The sequence below is a fragment of the Streptomyces sp. AK08-02 genome, assembly GCF_033795085.1.
GTDB lineage: Bacteria > Actinomycetota > Actinomycetes > Streptomycetales > Streptomycetaceae > Streptomyces > Streptomyces echiniscabiei.
Map to the genome: position 1 here is coordinate 205,279 of NZ_JARAZV010000018.1, position 17,035 is coordinate 222,313.

Below are 17,035 nucleotides of genomic sequence, written 5' to 3' on the forward strand. Positions count from 1 at the left end.
AACGCCCGTCCGGAATCCCGGAATCGAGCCTGATTCACGCGATGGTGTGATCATGTGCCGCGCTGTGGATGGCTCGTCCGGGGCAGGGGTAGGGCCCCGCCCATGACACAGCCGTTCGTACTCCCGCACTTCTACATGCCGTATCCCGCGCGGCTCAACCCGCATCTGGACGAGGCGCGCGCCCATTCGACCGTCTGGGCACGGGAGATGGGAATGCTGGAGGGCTCGGGGGTCTGGGAGCAGTCCGACCTCGACTCGCACGACTACGGGTTGTTGTGCGCCTACACGCACCCCGACTGCGACGGCGCGGCTCTCTCGCTCATCACCGACTGGTACGTGTGGGTCTTCTTCTTCGACGACCACTTCCTGGAGGTCTTCAAGCGCAGCCAGGACCGGGACGGCGGCAAGGCCTATCTGGACCGGCTGCCCCTGTTCATGCCGCTCGACCTCTCGACTCCCGTGCCCGAGCCGCGGAATCCGGTGGAGGCGGGCCTCGCCGACCTGTGGGCGCGCACCGTACCGGCCATGTCCGTGGACTGGCGCAGGCGGTTCGCCGTCGCCACCGAGCATCTGCTGAACGAGTCGATGTGGGAACTGTCCAACATCAACGAGGGGCGGATCTCCAACCCCGTCGAGTACATCGAGATGCGCCGCAAGGTCGGCGGGGCGCCCTGGTCGGCGGGGCTCGTCGAGTACGCGACCGCCGAAGTGCCCGCGTCCGTCGCGGAGTCGAGGCCGCTGAGGGTACTGATGGAGACCTTCTCGGACGGCGTCCACCTGCGCAACGACCTGTTCTCCTACCAGCGGGAGGTCGAGGACGAGGGCGAACTCAGCAACGGCGTGCTCGTCCTGGAGACCTTCTTCGGGTGCACCACCCAGGAGGCCGCCGACACGGTCAACGAGATCCTCACCTCACGGCTCCACCAGTTCGAGCACACCGCACTCACCGAGGTGCCCGGGCTTGCCCTGGCGAAGGGCCTCACGCCGGATCAGGTCGCCGCGGTGGCCGCGTACACGCAAGGGCTGCAGGACTGGCAGTCCGGCGGGCACGAGTGGCACATGCGTTCCAGCCGCTACATGAACGAAGGGGCCCTGGAGGAGTCGCGGCCGTTCGCGTTGGGCGGGTTCGGCACGTCCGCCGCCAACATCGGCGCACTCCTGGCCTCGGCCGGCGCCGAACGGCTGCGCGCCTACACGCACGTGCCCTATCAGAAGGTCGGCCCGTCCCTGCTGCCCGATTTCCACATGCCGTTCGGGCTCACCCTGAGCCCGCATCTGGACGGCGCCCGGTCACGCCTCGTCGAGTGGTCGCACGCCATGGGCATCCTCCAGGAGGGCGTCTGGGACGAGGACAAGCTCGCCGCGGCCGACCTGTCGCTGTGCGCGGCCGGTATCCACCCGGACGCGACTGCCGACGCCCTCGACCTCAGCTCCGCCTGGCTGGCCTGGGGCACCTACGGCGACGACTACTACCCCCTCGTCTTCGGTCACCGCCGGGACCTGGCGGCGGCTCATCTGTGCACCGAGCGCCTGTCCGCCTGTATGCCCGTCGAAGGCGACGCCTTCCCCGTTCCGGTCAACGCCATGGAACGCGGCCTCATCGACCTGTGGCGGCGTACGACGGTCGGGATGACCCCCGACCAGCGGCGCACGTTCCGCGCGGCGGTGGACAAGATGACCGAGAGCTGGGTGTGGGAGCTGCTCAACCAGACCCAGAACCGCATCCCCGACCCGGTCGACTACCTGGAGATGCGCCGCGCCACCTTCGGTTCGGACCTCACGGCGAGCCTGTGCCGCATCGGCCACGGCCGGGCGGTCCCTCCCGAGGTCTACCGCAGCGGTCCCGTCCGTTCGCTGGAGAACGCGGCCTTCGACTACGGGATGCTCATCAACGACGTCTTCTCGTACCAGAAGGAGATCGAGTACGAGGGCGAGATCCACAACGGCATCCTCGTCGTCCAGAACTTCTTCGGCTGCGACTACCCGACCGCGCTCGGCATCATCCACGATCTGATGACCCAGCGCATGCAGCAGTTCGAGCATGTCGCCGCCCATGAATTCCCCGTCCTGTACGAGGACTTCAAGCTCACCGAGGAGGCACGCGCGACCATGGACGGCTATGTGGACGAGCTGCGGAACTGGCTGGCCGGCATCCTGAACTGGCACCGGGCGGTCCCCCGCTACCAGGCCGACCACCTGGCCCGAAGGTCGCACGGCTTTCTGCCGGACCACAGTTCGGCGCTGTCGATCCGCTGAGGACTCCGGGAGCCGGACGTCTGTGCCTGCCCATGTCCGGCCCTGTGTCAGTCTCACTCGTTCGTGGCTCGTGGGGCGCCGGTGTGCCGGGTAGAGCACCTGGCGGAGGCGAACCATGGAACAGACTGCGCTGCGTCCCAAGCCGATGCCCGGGCAGGAACGGGCCGGCGGCACCACATCCCGCCCGGCCCGGCGCCCACATGCCGCGCGCCGACGAGGCCGACGGCTGGCGACACTTCTGTTCGGCCTGTTCGTCGGTACCGTCCTCGTCCTCGCGGGCGTCGGGCTCGGCACGCTCGGCGCCACCGTGATCGGCATGGGCAAGCTCGCCGACCTGCGGGGGCAGACGGGAGACGACGGGCGGACCGGGCGGTCGGGGGAGACGCCGGGCGGGCGGAGTGGCGCCCTCGCCGGGTCCGGCGCCCCTTCCGGGTCCGGAACCGCGTCCGGAGCCGGCCCCTCCAAGTCGCCCTCGGGCGGAGCGAGTTCGACGCTCTCGCCGTCCGCGGTGCCCGCCACGCTCGGTGTCGAGGCCGTGGACGCGGAGAGGGCGGGTGCCCTGCTTGTCGGCGTCCATGTGCCGGGTCCGGGTTACACCGCCGGCCTCGTTCGGGGCGACGTACTCCTGGCGTTCGGCGAGACCCGGGTCGACTCGGCGGCCGGTCTCGCCCGGGCGGTCGCCGCCGCCCGGCCCGGCACGGAGATCACTGTGACGGTCCGTCATGTCAACGGCGGTTACCAGCGGTTGGTGGCGATTCCGGGCGTTGTCACCTGACCGCCCACCGTCACGCCACCACCCTGAAGTGGCTGGTCAACCGCCCGGTGTCGTCCAGTATGTGAAAAGCGAGCCCGACCGGCGCGTCCCGGTCGGCGGGCTGCTCGCCCTCCCAGGGCAGCCGGAGGGTCCAGGTCACGCCCGGGCCGACGAGCAGAGGCCGGCCGCCGAAGGATGTGGCCGCCGGCGTGTGCGCGTGACCGGTGATGAGCGCGGCGATCTGTGGCCTGCGCTCCATCAGTGCGGCCAGCCGGCCGGGTTCGGTCAGCCGGTAGCCGTCCGGCAGGGGGTGGTGCAGGGCGACGGGCGGGTGGTGGAGGGCGAGCAGTGCCGGGACGCCGTCGTCCAGTTCGTCGAGCGTCGACTCGATCCAGTCGTACGTCTCGTCGGCGAGGGCTCCTTCGTCGTCGCCCGGCACGCTGGAGTCGCACATCAGGACGGCGGCGTCGTCGAAGACGTGCGCGCTGTTGACCGGCTCCTCGGTGGCGGGCAGTCCCAGCAGCGCCTTGCGGTAGGGGCCGCGGCTGTCGTGGTTGCCCGGGCAGGTGAGCACCGGGAAGGGCGCGTCGCCGGTGCGCAGCCCTAGGAGGTGTGCGGCCCCCTCGTACTCGGCCTCCGTGCCGTGGTCCGCGATGTCCCCGGTCACCAGCAGGGCGTCGACACGCCCCGGCAGTTCCCACAACCGGTCGCGCACCCGTTCGGCACGTGCCGTGGACCGCGCGGTTCCGTCGAGGTGCAGATCGCTGATGTGAGCGAGTACGAGCATGATCCTCCGCCTCCCTTAATGGTTCTGACAGATCTAAGCATTAGATCTAATGGTTACTCAACTCTCATCCGTTAGGGGGAAGGGTGGGAGGCAGGTGAAGCAGGTGAGAGGCGCCGTCAATCGGCTCGCGCCGTCCCGTGCGTACGGGCAGGATGCTGCCCGTAGCCCCTCGCCCTTTCACGGAGGCCCGGATGCCAGGCAGCACACCCGCGCCCTTCACCGCCGACGACTACCGGGCCCGGATGCGGCGCGCCGCCCGGGCGGCTGAGGACGCGGGGCTCGCCGGGCTCCTCGTGGCGCCGGGCCCCGACCTTGTCTGGCTCACCGGCTACGCGCCCACCGCGGTCACCGAACGCCTCACCCTGCTGGTGCTGGCCGCCGGGCAGGACCCGGTCCTCGTCGTCCCCGCACTGGAGGCCCCGGACGCGGCTCAGGCGGTGGGGGCGCCCGCGCTGACCCTGCGCGACTGGACCGACGGCAAGGACCCCTACGCGGCCACCGCCGGCCTCCTCGACGGAACCGGACGCTTCGGGGTCAGCGACAACGCGTGGGCGCTGCACCTGCTGGCACTGCAGAAGGCGCTGCCCCGCAGCTCGTACGTCTCGCTCACCGAGGGCCTGCCGATGCTGCGCGCGGTGAAGGACGTGGCGGAACTGGCACGCCTGGCAGCCGCGGGCGCGGCTGCCGACGCAACGTACGACGAGATCCGGAAGGTTCCCTTCGGTGGACGCCGGGAGAGTGACGTCGCGGGCGAGCTGGCCGATCTGCTGCGACGGTTCGGGCACTCCCAGGTCGACTTCACGATCGTCGCCTCCGGTCCCAACGGCGCCAATCCGCACCACGAGGCCGGTGACCGCGTCATCGAGCACGGCGACATGGTCGTCCTCGACTTCGGCGGCCTTCTGCACGGCTACGGCTCCGACACCTCGCGCACGGTCCACGTCGGTGAACCGGACGCCGAGCAGCGCAGGGTCCACGACATCGTGCGGGAGGCCCAGGAGGCCGGCTTCCGCGCCGTGCGGCCGGGCGCCGCGTGCCAGGACGTCGACCGGGCGGCCCGCGCGGTCATCACCGAGGCCGGGTACGGCGAGTACTTCATCCACCGCACGGGCCACGGCATCGGCGTCACCACGCACGAGCCGCCTTACATGATCGAGGGCGAGGAGCGGCTCCTCGTCCCCGGCATGTGTTTCTCCGTGGAACCCGGCGTCTACCTGCCCGGGCGCTTCGGCGTACGCATAGAGGACATCGTCACGGTGACCGACGACGGCACCGGCGGCCGGCGCCTCAACAACACGACCCGCGAGATGGTCATAGTGGACTGACCCCGCACCAGGAGCATCCTCCCCGCCCCCACCCCCGGACGACAGCGGCGCGATCATGACCCAGGTACCGACACCCACCGCGGACACGGTCCGCCGACTGGTCCGTTCCCTGCTCGCGGACGGCGCCGGCGGCGGACCGGGTGGTGCGACGGGCTCCACCTGCCCCGACGTCCAGCCGGCCGACGCGGGCGGGGCGGGCGGCGAGCACTTCTCCTGGTGGGTCGGCTCCCGGCACGTACTGCGCCTGGCCCCCGACCGGGAGACCTCCGTACGACTGCGCCGCGAACCGCGCCTGCGCGACCTCGTGCGCCCGCACATCGGCGTCGCCGTCCCCGTCGGCGTGGCGCACGGCGAGTGGGCCCCCGGACTGGCCTACACGCTGGACACCAGGGTGCCCGGCGGCTCGGCCGAGGAACACGACATCTCCGCCGTCGGCGAGGCCGACCTCGCCGCGCTCCTCACGGGGCTGCGCGAGGTGCCCGTACGCCAGGCCGAGACGCTCGGCGTGCCGCGGGTCGGGCCACGCTCGCTGGAGGCGCTGCGCCGGGCCGCCGCGGCGGCGGCCGAACGCCTCGCCGCGGCCGACGAGTTCGACCCCGTCCTGCTGCACCAGCTGACCCCGTCCGCCACCACACAGCTCGCCGCGCAGGCCGGGACCTCGGTCCTCGTCCACCACGATCTGCGGGGCGAGCATCTCGTCGTGAGTGCCGACGGGCGGGTACGCGGTGTCCTCGACTGGACCGGAGCGGTGGTCGGTGACCCCGCCGAGGACATCGCCGGCCTCGCCCTCGCGGTCGGCTCGCCCGCGGCCGTACGTGCCGCCACCCTCGCCGGTTACGCCGCCCGGCCCTGTCTGCGCGGCCTGTGGCTCGCCCGCTGCGACACGGTCGTCCGCCTCGCCGAGAGCCTCGCCCGGCGCGACACCGGCGCGCTGCCGCTGCTGAGAGTCCAACTGCGGCGGGCCTGGGAGGCGATCCTCCTGGAACGGGTGACGGAGCTTCGGGACGCGGACGAGGAGGGGTGAGGGACAGGAGAGGGCCGGGGTGCGTAAACGCTTGCGCAAACGTTTACGCCGGCATCGGGCTCACCCCTGCTCCAGCACCACACAGGACTCACCAGGGACGTGCAACAACCCGTCCGGGCCCGGGAGTTCGACCGGTTCCCAGGCCGCCAGCACCCGCGCCCGTCGTGGGCCCAGGGGGATCGCCGCCGACTTCGGGGCGAGGTTCGCGACCACCCGTACGTCCCCGCGCCGGAAGGCGAGCCAGCGGGCCTCCTCGTCGTAGGCGACCTTGATGTCGGAGAGGTCGGGGTCCGTCAGGTCGGGCTGGGCGTGGCGCAGGGCGATCAGGTCCCGGTACCAGGACAGTACGCGCGCGTGCGGCTCGCGTTCGGGCTCCGACCAGTCGAGGCAGGAGCGGTCACGGGTCGCCGGGTCCTGGGGGTCGGGAACGTCCTCCTCGGCCCAGCCGTGCGCCGTGAACTCCCGTCGCCGGCCCCGCCGTACGGCCTCCGCGAGTTCCGCGTCCGTGTGGTCGGTGAAGAACTGCCACGGGGTGCCCGCCGCCCACTCCTCGCCCATGAACAGCATCGGCGTGAACGGCCCGGTGAGCATCAGGGCCGCGGCGCAGGCGAGCAGTCCGGGGGAGAGGGCGGCCGAAAGGCGGTCCCCCTGGGCGCGGTTGCCGACCTGGTCGTGGGTCTGGGTGTAGCCGAGCAGCCGGTGCGCGGCGACACCGGTGCGGTCGAGCGGGCGGCCGTGCAGACGGCCCCGGAAGGTCGAGTACGTGCCGTCGTGGAAGAAGCCGCCCGTGAGCGTCTTGGCGAGTGCCTGGAACGGGGCCCGCGCGAAGTCCTCGTAGTAGCCCTGCGCCTCTCCGGTCAGTGCCGTGTGCAGGGCGTGGTGGAAGTCGTCGCTCCACTGCGCGTGCAGTCCGAGGCCGCCGCCCGCGCGCGGGGTGACGATCCGCGGGTCGTTGAGGTCGGACTCGGCGATCAGGAACAGCGGCCGGCCCAGGTCGGCCGCGAGGGCGTCCACGGCCGTCGACAACTCCTCCAGGAAGTGACACGCGCGCGTGTCCCGCAGCGCGTGCACCGCGTCGAGGCGCAGCCCGTCGATCCGGTAGTCCCGCAGCCACGCCAGCGCGCTGCCGAGCAGATACGCGCGCACCTCGTCCGAGCCCGGCGCGTCCAGGTTCACCGCGGAGCCCCACGGCGTCTGGTGAGTGTCCGTGAAGTACGGGCCGAAGGCGGGCAGATAGTTGCCGGACGGCCCCAAGTGGTTGTGCACGACGTCCAGGACCACACCGAGGCCCAGCGCGTGCGCCCGGTCGACAAAGCGTTTCAGCGCCTCGGGGCCGCCGTACGGCTCGTGCACGGCCCACAGCGACACCCCCTCGTAGCCCCAGCCGTGCCGCCCCGGGAACGGGCACAGCGGCATCAACTCGACGTGCGTGACGCCCAGTTCCACCAGATGGCCGAGCCGCTCGGCCGCCGAGTCCAGCGTGCCCTCGGCGGTGTACGTGCCGACGTGCAGTTCGTACAGGACCGCGCCCGGCAGTGCGCTGCCGGGCCACTCGGTGCGCCAGGTGTGGTGGCCGTGGTCGACGACCGCGCTCAGTCCGTCCGGGCCGTCCGGCTGGCGGCGCGAGCGCGGGTCGGGCAGCACGGGGCCGTCGTCGACGGCGAAGCCGTAACGCGACCCGTCCACGGCCTCGGCCTCGCCGGACCACCAGCCGGAACGCTCCGGATCGCGCTCCAACGCGCGCGTGGCCGAGTCGCACTGGAGCGTCACACGACTGGCCTGCGGTGCCCACACCTCGAAGTGCACGGACGGATCCCCTTACTCTGCCGAGCGGTGCTCACCGGGAGGTAGCCCGTCCCATGGTGCTTCAAACGCCGATGCCCCGCGTTCGCATCCGCTCGTTCGCCCCAGGTGTCGTCAGGTCGGTCCGCGGGGCACCTGTTTCCGCGTTGTGTGGACACCCCGCGCGCGCTGCCCGACAATCACGAAGTGACATCGTCCTTCGAGTTCCACACGCACCCTGCGCGCCTCTCCGACGCGGAGCGCGACCGGGCGCTGAAGGCACTCCGCGACGGCGTCGCTCTGGGGCGGCTCTCGCACGACACGTTCATCCGGCGCATGGAACTGGCGCTGGTCGCCCGGCGGTCGGACGAACTGGCCCTCCTCACCGCCGACCTACCCACCGAGAACCGCCTCTCCCGCCTGGTGTTCGGGACGGTCGAAGCGGTCTCCGGCTTCACGGTACGGCTGCGCAGGGCCTGGCAGTCCGAGCGGCTCCCCAAGCTGCTGCTGCCCCACCCCGGCAACGGCCACCCGCTGCGCATAGGGCGCGACCCCGCCAACGGCCTGCGCCTCACCCACGAGACGGTCTCGCGCGTCCACGCCGAACTCCGGCACCAGGGTGGCCTGTGGGTGCTGCGCGACCTCGGCTCGACCAACGGCACGACGGTGAACGGGCGCCGTGTGATCGGCGCGGCCGTAGTCCGGGACGGCGATCAGATCGGCTTCGGGCACATGGCGTTCCGCCTCTCGGCCGAGTGACAGCGCTTGCCCGGGTCCACCGCACAGGAGCAATTCACTTTGCGTGTCGTGGTGTTGACGTACCCTCCGAGTCGTGACTGACTGTGCGTGCGCCATGCACACCAAGTGAAACGACGGCCCCGCTGTGGAGGTTGCCCTGTCGCCGCTCCTCCGCTACCCGTCCGTGGACGAGCTGGCCGACCGGGCCGCCGCGCTCGTCGCCCGTCATCCCGCCGACGCCCGGCTGCGTACCATCGGCACCTCGCGCGAGGGGACGCCCCTGTGGCTGCTCTCCGTGGGGCACGGCAGCCGGCAGGCCCTGATCGTCGCCGGACCGCACGCCAACGAGCCCGTAGGCGGTGCGACCGCCCTCCGGCTGGCCGAACGGGCCCTCGCCGACCCCGGGCCGACCCGCCGCGCGGACGCCACCTGGAACCTGCTGCTGTGCCTGGACCCCGACGGCTCGCGCCGCAACGAGGGCTGGCTCTCGGGTCCGTTCACCCTCGGCCACCACTTCCGGAACTTCTTCCGGCCCGGCTTCCTGGAACAGCCCGAGTGGCTGCCCGACGGCGCGGCCGGGGCCGCCCTGCCGGAGACCCGCGCGCTGCTCGCCGTCCAGGACGAGCTGCGGCCGTTCTTCCAGTGCTCGCTGCACGGCGTCGACGTCGGCGGAGGCTTCGTGGAACTCACACGCGACCTGCCGGGTCTCCCGCAGCGCGTCGAGCAGACGGCGGCCCGGCTCGGCATCCCGCGCGAGCTGGGCCCGTACGACACCCTGTACTGGCCCAGTCTGGGACCCGCCGTGCACCGGATCCCGCCCCCGGTACCGGGCGACCTGGCCGCGGCCATCACGGAGGCCGCCGTCGAGTCGACCTGGTTCCACCCGCACCGGCACGGCACGGTGACGGCGATCGTCGAGGCGCCCATGTGGGGCGTGGCCGCGGTGGAGGACGACACACCGCCCGTCGACGCCGACGCGGTGCTGCGCACCGTCAGCCACGCGCTGCGGCACGACACGCGGTACCTGGAGGTGGTCCTCGGCCGGCTGCGGCCCCACCTCGTGCGCGTGCCCGACGCGGACCGTCTCCTCGCCCCGGTGGACGAATATCTGATGGTCTGCCCGGGTCTTGCCGACGCCTGGGACCCCGACACGGACGACGGCACCGCGGGCCGGCTGCCACCGCTCAGCAACGCCCACCTGGCCACCCTGCGCATCGCCGGACGGCGGCTGGCACTGCGTACCGCGGGGCTGCTGCACCAGTTGGCGCGCGGCGCGGGTCCGGGAGCCGCGGACGTCCTGTGCGCGCTCGACGGACTGATCGACGAGTGGTGCGCCGACTACCGCGACGGCTGCGGGGCGCGCTGGATTCCGGTCGCCCGTCAGGTGGAGTACCAGTCGCGGGTGGCGCTCGCCGCGTTCGAACTGGCGGGCCGCCGCGCGCGCGTGGGCTCCCGTTCGGGTGAGTCGGGGTGGGGTGCGGGGACCGCGGTGCCGATGCACAGGGAATGACCCACACCATCAGTACCGGCAACACGACCGAACCCGGACGAGTCAACAAGGCCGTCGGCACCGCCCGCGTGGTGCGCGGGGCCCTGCTGGCCGTCGGCCTCCTCGTCGCGGGCTCCGTGCCCGCCCAGGCGGTCACCCGGGAGGACGTCCGGGACAACTGGCTCTACGTCACCGTCAGCCGGGGTGAGCCGGGCTCCGGCGACACCCGCGGCACGCTGGTGCTGTGCGACCCGCCCCAGGGGCACGCGCAGGCCGCCCGCGCCTGTGCGGACCTCGCGGCGGCGGACGGCGACATCGGCCGCATCCCGCCGAGGAAGACCCTCTGCCCGATGCTGTACTCGCCCGTCACCGTGCACGCGCGGGGCGAATGGAACGGGCGCCCGCGGGAGTACGACAGGACCTTCTCCAACGGATGCGAACTGGGGGCGAGGACCGGGGCGGTGTTCGCCCTGTAGCGGCCGGGGAGGGTGCCCTGACGGAGCGAACCGGCTCGCCTAACCCCTCCGAGGGGCACCCTCGCGCGCGTGCCGTGCGGCGGCCACCACCGTACGGGCCTGGTGCTCGACCTGATGGTCCAACGGCACCCAGCGCGCCCGGAAGCGGACCATGAAGGCCTCGCTCCAGGCGGCGACCAGGTGTTCGAGGCGCGGTGCCGCGCGGTCGTCGGTCTCCCGCAGGACCCGCAGCAGCATCGCGGCGGCCCGTAGTGGCAGCCGGCGGCCGAACGCGTCCACGCTGCCGACGTACGCCATCGTCGTGTCGGCGGGTGGTGTGTGCGTCCAGTCGGCGGCCAGCCCGGGTACCAGTTCCAGCGCCCACTCGGCGGCTCGCAGCAGTGGTCCCTCGGCGTCCGTCAGACGGGGCCGCGCGTCGGCGAGGACCCGTTCGACCTCCGTGCCGTCCCGCAGCAGCCGGCCCGCGAGCCGGCGTATCGCCGCCGCCGGCGCCGGATGCGGGGCCGGGTCGTCCACCAGGTCGCTCGCCCACATCGGCACCTCGACGATCGCGGTCAGACCGCCGTACCGGTGCGCGTGGTACCAGGTGCTGTGCCGGGCGTCGTCCGGCATGCTCGGGTACGCCGCGTCCGTGCCCGGCGCCGGCATCACGTGCACGCCGGGCCCCGACGCGGGCCAGCCGGCCGCGTCCGAGGCACCCGTCTCGACCGGGATGTGCAGCTCCGCCGCCGACTTGGCGAACGGCTCGGCGAGCCCGGGGACGTCCTTCGTCAGCTGCACCCAGCTGCCGCCCACGTCGGTGCCGTGCAGGGTGACCTGGAGATAGGGCCGCACCTCGTCGATGACACGGGTCAGGGCGAGGGTCTCCGGCGGCAGCCGGTCGGGCGGCAGCACGGAGGGCGCCCACTCCGGCTGTTCGGGACCGGCGGGCCGGTAGAAGCCGAGGTGGTAGTCGAGCAGGCTGCGTGGCGCCGGAGTGACGTGCAGGCTGGCACCGTCCGGGTCCGCGCACAGCAGGAAGTGCCATGAGGTGTCCGCCCGCAACCCGCGGTCGTGCACGGTGCGTTCCGCGAGTGCGAGGAGCGTGGAGCCCCCCGTGGGTTCGTTGGCGTGGGCGCCCGCGACGACGAGCACGGCGCGTCGTGCGTGGCCCACGGAGAGCAGATGCAGGGGCCGTCCCGCGCGGGAGGAGCCCACTTGAGTGAAGGTGCACAGACCCGGCCGGTGAGCGGCCAGCGCCCGTGCGGACGAAACGAGTTCGTTCACACTGGGGTAACGCAGCTCCGGCAGGAGACTCACCCCCGTCTGGTCCACCCGGCGTCGCAATCCGCAGTACCCCATGGCGTCCAGGAACTGTCAAGGATGTAGCGGGGGCGGCTCCAGGGGGCGCCAAGAAGCATTCACCCCCGACGGCGAGGACGAGCACGGTCGGCGGCAACGGTCGGCAGGGACGTCTGCCGCGCGGGACGCCCCCGCACGGCCCGGCGAAGGCGCTCACCACCACACGCCGTAGCCACACCTGCGCGCCCGAGCGTGCGCTGCTGTACGCCGGGCGCCTGAGCGCTCGTAGAGGCGTGCGTCGAAGGATTCACGCCCCCGGCCGTCACTCCTCGCCGACACGCTCCAGAAGGGCCACCGGCAGCCGCGCGAAAAGCTCCTCCACGTGCGCGTGCCCGGTGAACTCCCGCTCCGGGGACAGCAGATCGGCCCACCGGCCCGGCGGCAGCGGCAACCGCGTGTCGTGCCAGCCGCCCGCGTCCGCCAGCCGCGACGACAGCCTGGTGACCGCCGTGACCACCTCCCCGGAGCGCGCGAACGCCACACAGTGCGCCGCCGCCGGGCCCAGCGCGACGAGCGGTGTGTACGTCGCCGTGTCGCCGAACACCACCGGACGCCGCGCGCGCAGCCGCAGTGCCGTCGCCGTCAGCCCGTCCTTCTCCCCGGGGGCCTCGGGAGGGAACCGGACGGGACGGCGGTTGTCCGGGTCCACCAGCGCCCGGTACTCGCTCTCCGTGCCCTGGTAGAGATCCGGTACCCCCGGCATCGTCAGATGGACCAGAGCCGCGCCCAGGACGTTCGCCCGGATGTACGGCTCCAGGGCGCCCCGCAGCGCCGCCACGTGCTCGCCTGGCGCCCCGCACGGGCCCGCCGCCACGAACGCCGCCACCGCCTCCTCGTACGCGGGTTCCTGCTCCGTCCAGGCGGTGTGCAGGCCCGCCTCCCGGACGTGCTTCAGCAGGGCGCCCTGGACACGCTCCGCGTCCGCCGGGCCCAGGCCGAAAGCCGTCTGCCAGGCCGCCCACGCCAGCTGGGCGTCGGGCAGCCCCTCACCGGTGCGCGTGACCTCCGCCAGGACGTCGGCCCAGCGTTGCGGGCACTCGGTGAGTACGGCCAGCGCCGCGCGTACGTCGCCGCTGCGCTTGGTGTCGTGCGTCGACAGCACTGTCCCCGTGGCCGGCCAGTCGCGCTGCACGCGCGCGCAGTAGGCGTGGAAGTCCTCCGGGGACACCGCCGGGCTGCCAGGACCGCCGCCGACCTCGGTCGCCGACAGCAGCGGCACATAGCGGTAGAACGCCGTGTCCTCCACGGACTTGGCCCGCAGCGCCGACGACGTCTGCGCGAACCGGTCCCGGAACTCCACCTGCTCGGGGTCGTTCGCGTCCCCGCCCGCGACCCGCCCGAGCAGCAGGTCCCGTACGACGTCCACGGCCTCGCCCTCCTCAGGGACGGCGAACGCCAGTCGGGCCTCCGCGGCGGCCACCTCGGTGACCACGGAGGCCGTGTCCCCGGGGGTGTAGGGGCGGTAGACCTCCAGACGGACCAGCAGCTCGCGCAGCGCCGTACGCAGGGCCCAGGGGGCACGGTCGCGCAGCGCGGGGTCGGAAGAGGCGGCGCAGAGACGGCTCGCCACGCGGGTCAGCCGGTCCACCTCGGTGGCCAGCTCGTGTGTCACCACCTTGTACGCGGCCCGCCGTACCGTCGCCTCCCAGTGCCCGCCCCGGTCGGCCTGCGGGGCCGCGAACCGGCGGTACTGGCCGAGGAGTTCGCCCGCCCCCGCCGGGTCCGTGAACAGGCCGTCCAGGTGTCGCAGGGCGTCGTATCCGGTGGTCCCCGCGACCGGCCAGGCCGCCGGCAGGTGCTCCCCGTCGGCCAGGATCTTCTCGACCACCGTCCAGCGGCCCCCGGTGGCCTCGTGCAGCCGGCGCAGATACCCGCCCGGGTCCGCGAGCCCGTCCGGATGGTCGACCCGCAGCCCTTCCACCACCCCGTCCGCGAGCAGCTCCAGCAGCTTCCCGTGGGTCGCCGCGAACACCTCGGGGTCCTCGACGCGCACCCCGATCAGCTCCGAGATGCTGAAGAACCGCCGGTAGTTCAGCTCGGTGCGCGCCAGCCGCCACCACGCCGGGCGGTACCACTGCGCGTCGACGAGCTGCGGCAGCGGCAGCTTCTCGGTGCCCTCGCGCACGGGGAGGACATGGTCGTAGTAGCGCAGGACGTGGCCCTCGTACCCCAGGTGCGCGTCCTGCCACCGCTCGACCTTCAGCTGCTCCCACTCCGCGCCCAGCGGCTGCCCGAGCACCGGCAGCAGCAGGCGCCCGTCCTGCGCCTCCCAGTCGATGTCGAACCACCGCGCGTACGGTGACCCGGGGCCCTCCCGGAGCACCTCCCACAGGGGGCGGTTGTGACGCGGGGACATCGCCATGTGGTTGGGCACGATGTCGGCGACCAGGCCGAGACCGTGTTCCCGCGCGGTACGCGCCAGCGCGCGCAGCCCCTCCTCGCCACCGAGTTCACCGCGCACGCGCGCGTGGTCCACGACGTCGTAGCCGTGCGTCGAACCCGGCACGGACTCGAGGAACGGCGACAGATGCAGATGCGAGACGCCGAGCGAGGCCAGGTACGGCACGGCGTCCGCCGCGGCACCGAACGGGAACGCGGGCTGGAGCTGCAGCCGATAGGTGGCCGTCGGCACGACCGGCTCAGAACGCTCAGATGTCATGGGAACCTACGTACCCGCCCCACCGCCTTTCGTGTCATCGACTCCTGCGTACGGTCACCGAAACGGCCCTCCACGCGCGCGTGGAGGGCCCTAGGCCGGGCGTTGCAGCACCGTCAGGCTGTGGTCCAGGAGGGTCAGCCGGTCGCCCGCGGCGACCTTCGCGCCCGTGCCCGGTGCCACACCCTTCGGGAGGGCCGTGTCGACCACGACCTGCCACTGGCGGCCGTGGTTGACCGGGACCACGAACTCCAGGGTCTTCGGCGAGGCGTTGAACATCAGCAGGAACGAGTCGTCGGCGATGCGCTCCCCGCGGGAACCGGGCTCCGAGATGGCGTTGCCGTTGAGGAACACGCTCAGCGCGCCCGCCTGTGACGAGTCCCAGTCGCGCTGGACCATCTCCTCGCCCGCCGGAGTGAACCAGGCGATGTCCGACAGCTCGTCGTGGGTGCCCTCCACGGGGCGGCCGTGGAAGAAGCGGCGCCTGCGGAAGACCGGGTGGTCCCTTCGCAGCCACACCATCGCGCGCGTGAAGTCGAGCAGTTCGGCGTTCTCGTGCTCGTTCTCCTCCTGGTCCTGGTCCTGGTTCGGCCACGGTACCCAGGAGATCTCGTTGTCCTGGCAGTACGCGTTGTTGTTGCCGCCCTGGGTGCGTGCGAACTCGTCGCCGTGGCTGATCATCGGCACCCCCTGGGACAGCATCAGCGTCGCCATGAAGTTGCGCAGCTGGCGTGCCCGCAGAGCGAGGACGTCGGGGTCGTCCGTCGGACCCTCCGCACCGCAGTTCCAGGACCGGTTGTGGCTCTCGCCGTCCCGGTTGTCCTCGCCGTTGGCCAGGTTGCGCTTCTCGTGGTAGGACACCAGGTCGTTGAGGGTGAAACCGTCATGGCACGTCACGAAGTTGATCGATGCCAGCGGGCGTCGGCCGTCGTCCTGGTAGAGGTCAGAGGACCCCGTCAGCCGCGAGGCGAACTCCGCGAGCGTGCGCGGCTCGCCCCGCCACATGTCCCGTACGGTGTCGCGGTACATGCCGTTCCACTCGGTCCACAGCGGCGGGAAGTTGCCCACCTGGTAGCCGCCCTCGCCCACGTCCCACGGCTCGGCGATCAGCTTCACCTGGGACACCACCGGGTCCTGCTGGACCAGGTCGAAGAACGACGACAGCCGGTCCACCTCGTGGAACTGCCGGGCCAGTGTGGCCGCGAGGTCGAAGCGGAAGCCGTCGACGTGCATCTCGGTGACCCAGTAGCGCAGCGAGTCCATGATCAGCTGGAGTACGTGCGGGGACCGCATGAGCAGCGAGTTCCCGGTGCCCGTGGTGTCCATGTAGTAGCGCTGGTCCTCGGCGAGCCGGTAGTACTGCGCGTTGTCGATGCCCCGGAAGGACAGGGTCGGGCCGAGATGGTTGCCCTCCGCCGTGTGGTTGTAGACCACGTCCAGGATGACCTCGATACCGGCCTCGTGCAGCGCCCGTACCGCCGACTTGAACTCCAGCACCTGCTGGCCGCGGTCACCCCAGGAGGCGTACGCGTTGTGCGGGGCGAAGAAGCCGATGGTGTTGTAGCCCCAGTAGTTGTTGAGGCCCATGTCCACCAGACGGTGGTCGTTCACGAACTGGTGCACCGGCATGAGCTCCAGTGCCGTGACGCCTAGTCCGGTCAGGTGTTCGATGATCGCGGGGTGGGCGAGCGCCGCGTAGGTGCCGCGCAGCTCCTCGGGCAGCGCCGGGTGGCGCATGGTCAGGCCCTTCACATGGGCCTCGTAGAGCACCGTGTGGTGGTACTCGGTGCGGGGGCGCCGGTCGTCGCCCCAGTCGAAGTACGGGTTCACCACGACCGACGACATCGTGTGCGGAGCCGAGTCGAGATCGTTGCGCCGCTCGGGCTCGTCGAAGTGGTAGCCGTACACCTCCTCGCCCCAGGTGACCGCACCGCTGATCGCCTTCGCGTACGGATCGAGCAGCAGCTTCGCCGAGTTGGTCCGCTGGCCGCGCTCGGGCGCGTACGCGCCGTGCGCACGGAAGCCGTACCGCTGGCCCGGCATCACGCCCGGCAGATACGCGTGCCGGACGAACGCGTCGCTCTCCCGAAGTTCCACCGCGGTCTCCGAGCCGTCGTCGTGGAGCAGACACAGCTCGATCCGGTCGGCGGCCTCCGAGAAGACCGCGAAGTTGGTGCCGGCGCCGTCGTACGTGGCACCGAGTGGGTACGCCTCTCCTGGCCAGACCTGCATGCGCTCGACTCTTTCAGTTGTGGTCCGCCGCCGGGGCCTGCTCCCCTCCGAGTCTCCCCGAAAGTGATGGAACCACCTACGACTTACGTCCCTCTTACCGGTCGAACCAGTGCGTACCCGCATACGCGGGTGCGTCAAAACATTTCCTTCTTCACGTACTCCCTGGGCAGTGAGG

General features: G+C 72.0%; 12 protein-coding genes. 7 read left to right on the forward strand and 5 right to left on the reverse strand.

The features are described from left to right. The first annotated feature begins 102 nt into the window (after positions 1-102). Positions 103-2,256 (forward strand): germacradienol/geosmin synthase Cyc2, encoded by a 2,154-nt coding sequence (cyc2, locus tag PV734_RS34405; RefSeq protein WP_319095820.1) that lies wholly within the window; start codon positions 103-105, stop codon positions 2,254-2,256. Positions 2,257-2,371: 115 nt separating this feature from the next. Next, a complete protein-coding gene (locus PV734_RS34410; protein ID WP_319293428.1) occupies positions 2,372-3,031 on the forward strand; it encodes a PDZ domain-containing protein in 660 nt (219 codons plus the stop codon). Positions 3,032-3,041: 10 nt separating this feature from the next. Here the strand turns inward: PV734_RS34410 and PV734_RS34415 are convergent, their stop codons facing one another. Beyond that, the gene (locus tag PV734_RS34415) at positions 3,042-3,797 is read right to left on the reverse strand and encodes a metallophosphoesterase (protein ID WP_319293429.1); all 756 of its coding nucleotides are present in this window, start codon (positions 3,795-3,797) and stop codon (positions 3,042-3,044) included. 191 nt (positions 3,798-3,988) lie between these two features. Between PV734_RS34415 and PV734_RS34420 the strand changes: the two genes are divergently transcribed. Then, a complete protein-coding gene (locus tag PV734_RS34420) occupies positions 3,989-5,122 on the forward strand; it encodes an aminopeptidase P family protein (RefSeq protein WP_319293430.1) in 1,134 nt (377 codons plus the stop codon). 55 nt (positions 5,123-5,177) lie between these two features. Continuing rightward, a complete protein-coding gene (locus tag PV734_RS34425) occupies positions 5,178-6,146 on the forward strand; it encodes an aminoglycoside phosphotransferase family protein (RefSeq protein WP_319293431.1) in 969 nt (322 codons plus the stop codon). 60 nt (positions 6,147-6,206) lie between these two features. Here PV734_RS34425 and treZ read toward each other — a convergent pair whose 3' ends face one another. After that, positions 6,207-7,952 carry a malto-oligosyltrehalose trehalohydrolase gene (gene treZ, locus PV734_RS34430; RefSeq protein ID WP_319293432.1) on the reverse strand — a complete coding sequence of 582 codons (1,746 nt, stop codon included), beginning with the start codon at positions 7,950-7,952 and terminating at the stop codon, positions 6,207-6,209. Between the two features lie 183 nt (positions 7,953-8,135). On the opposite strand from treZ, the gene PV734_RS34435 reads away from it, so the two are divergent. The 3 genes from PV734_RS34435 to PV734_RS34445 all read left to right on the forward strand — a co-directional run bounded on the left by PV734_RS34435 (position 8,136) and on the right by PV734_RS34445 (position 10,631). Further along, complete coding sequence (locus PV734_RS34435; protein WP_319095814.1) at positions 8,136-8,687, forward strand: DUF1707 and FHA domain-containing protein; 552 nt, start codon at positions 8,136-8,138, stop codon at positions 8,685-8,687. A gap of 124 nt (positions 8,688-8,811) precedes the next feature. Further along, positions 8,812-10,176: a M14 family zinc carboxypeptidase gene (locus PV734_RS34440; RefSeq protein ID WP_319095813.1), complete on the forward strand. Its 1,365-nt coding sequence runs from the start codon at positions 8,812-8,814 to the stop codon at positions 10,174-10,176. Beyond that, positions 10,173-10,631, forward strand: coding sequence for an SSI family serine proteinase inhibitor (locus PV734_RS34445; protein WP_319095812.1), 459 nt, complete (start codon positions 10,173-10,175; stop codon positions 10,629-10,631). Before PV734_RS34440 ends, PV734_RS34445 begins: the two co-directional genes overlap by 4 nt. A gap of 39 nt (positions 10,632-10,670) precedes the next feature. On the opposite strand, the gene PV734_RS34450 is transcribed toward PV734_RS34445, so the two are convergent. The 3 genes from PV734_RS34450 to glgX form a co-directional block, all read right to left on the reverse strand. After that, complete coding sequence (locus PV734_RS34450; RefSeq protein WP_319095811.1) at positions 10,671-11,930, reverse strand: M14 family zinc carboxypeptidase; 1,260 nt, start codon at positions 11,928-11,930, stop codon at positions 10,671-10,673. A gap of 304 nt (positions 11,931-12,234) precedes the next feature. Continuing rightward, on the reverse strand, positions 12,235-14,631 hold the full coding sequence (gene treY, locus PV734_RS34455; protein ID WP_319095810.1) for a malto-oligosyltrehalose synthase: 2,397 nt from the start codon (positions 14,629-14,631) through the stop codon (positions 12,235-12,237). Between the two features lie 90 nt (positions 14,632-14,721). Beyond that, a complete protein-coding gene (gene glgX, locus PV734_RS34460; protein WP_319293433.1) occupies positions 14,722-16,860 on the reverse strand; it encodes a glycogen debranching protein GlgX in 2,139 nt (712 codons plus the stop codon). Positions 16,861-17,035 lie beyond the last annotated feature (175 nt).

Coding starts and splice junctions, on each gene's coding strand:
- cyc2 (WP_319095820.1), top strand. CDS start 103: ATGACACAGCCGTTCGTACTCCCGCACTTCTACATGCCGTATCCCGCG.
- PV734_RS34410 (WP_319293428.1), top strand. CDS start 2,372: ATGGAACAGACTGCGCTGCGTCCCAAGCCGATGCCCGGGCAGGAACGG.
- PV734_RS34415 (WP_319293429.1), bottom strand. CDS start 3,797: ATGCTCGTACTCGCTCACATCAGCGATCTGCACCTCGACGGAACCGCG.
- PV734_RS34420 (WP_319293430.1), top strand. CDS start 3,989: ATGCCAGGCAGCACACCCGCGCCCTTCACCGCCGACGACTACCGGGCC.
- PV734_RS34425 (WP_319293431.1), top strand. CDS start 5,178: ATGACCCAGGTACCGACACCCACCGCGGACACGGTCCGCCGACTGGTC.
- PV734_RS34445 (WP_319095812.1), top strand. CDS start 10,173: ATGACCCACACCATCAGTACCGGCAACACGACCGAACCCGGACGAGTC.
- treY (WP_319095810.1), bottom strand. CDS start 14,631: ATGACATCTGAGCGTTCTGAGCCGGTCGTGCCGACGGCCACCTATCGG.
- glgX (WP_319293433.1), bottom strand. CDS start 16,860: ATGCAGGTCTGGCCAGGAGAGGCGTACCCACTCGGTGCCACGTACGAC.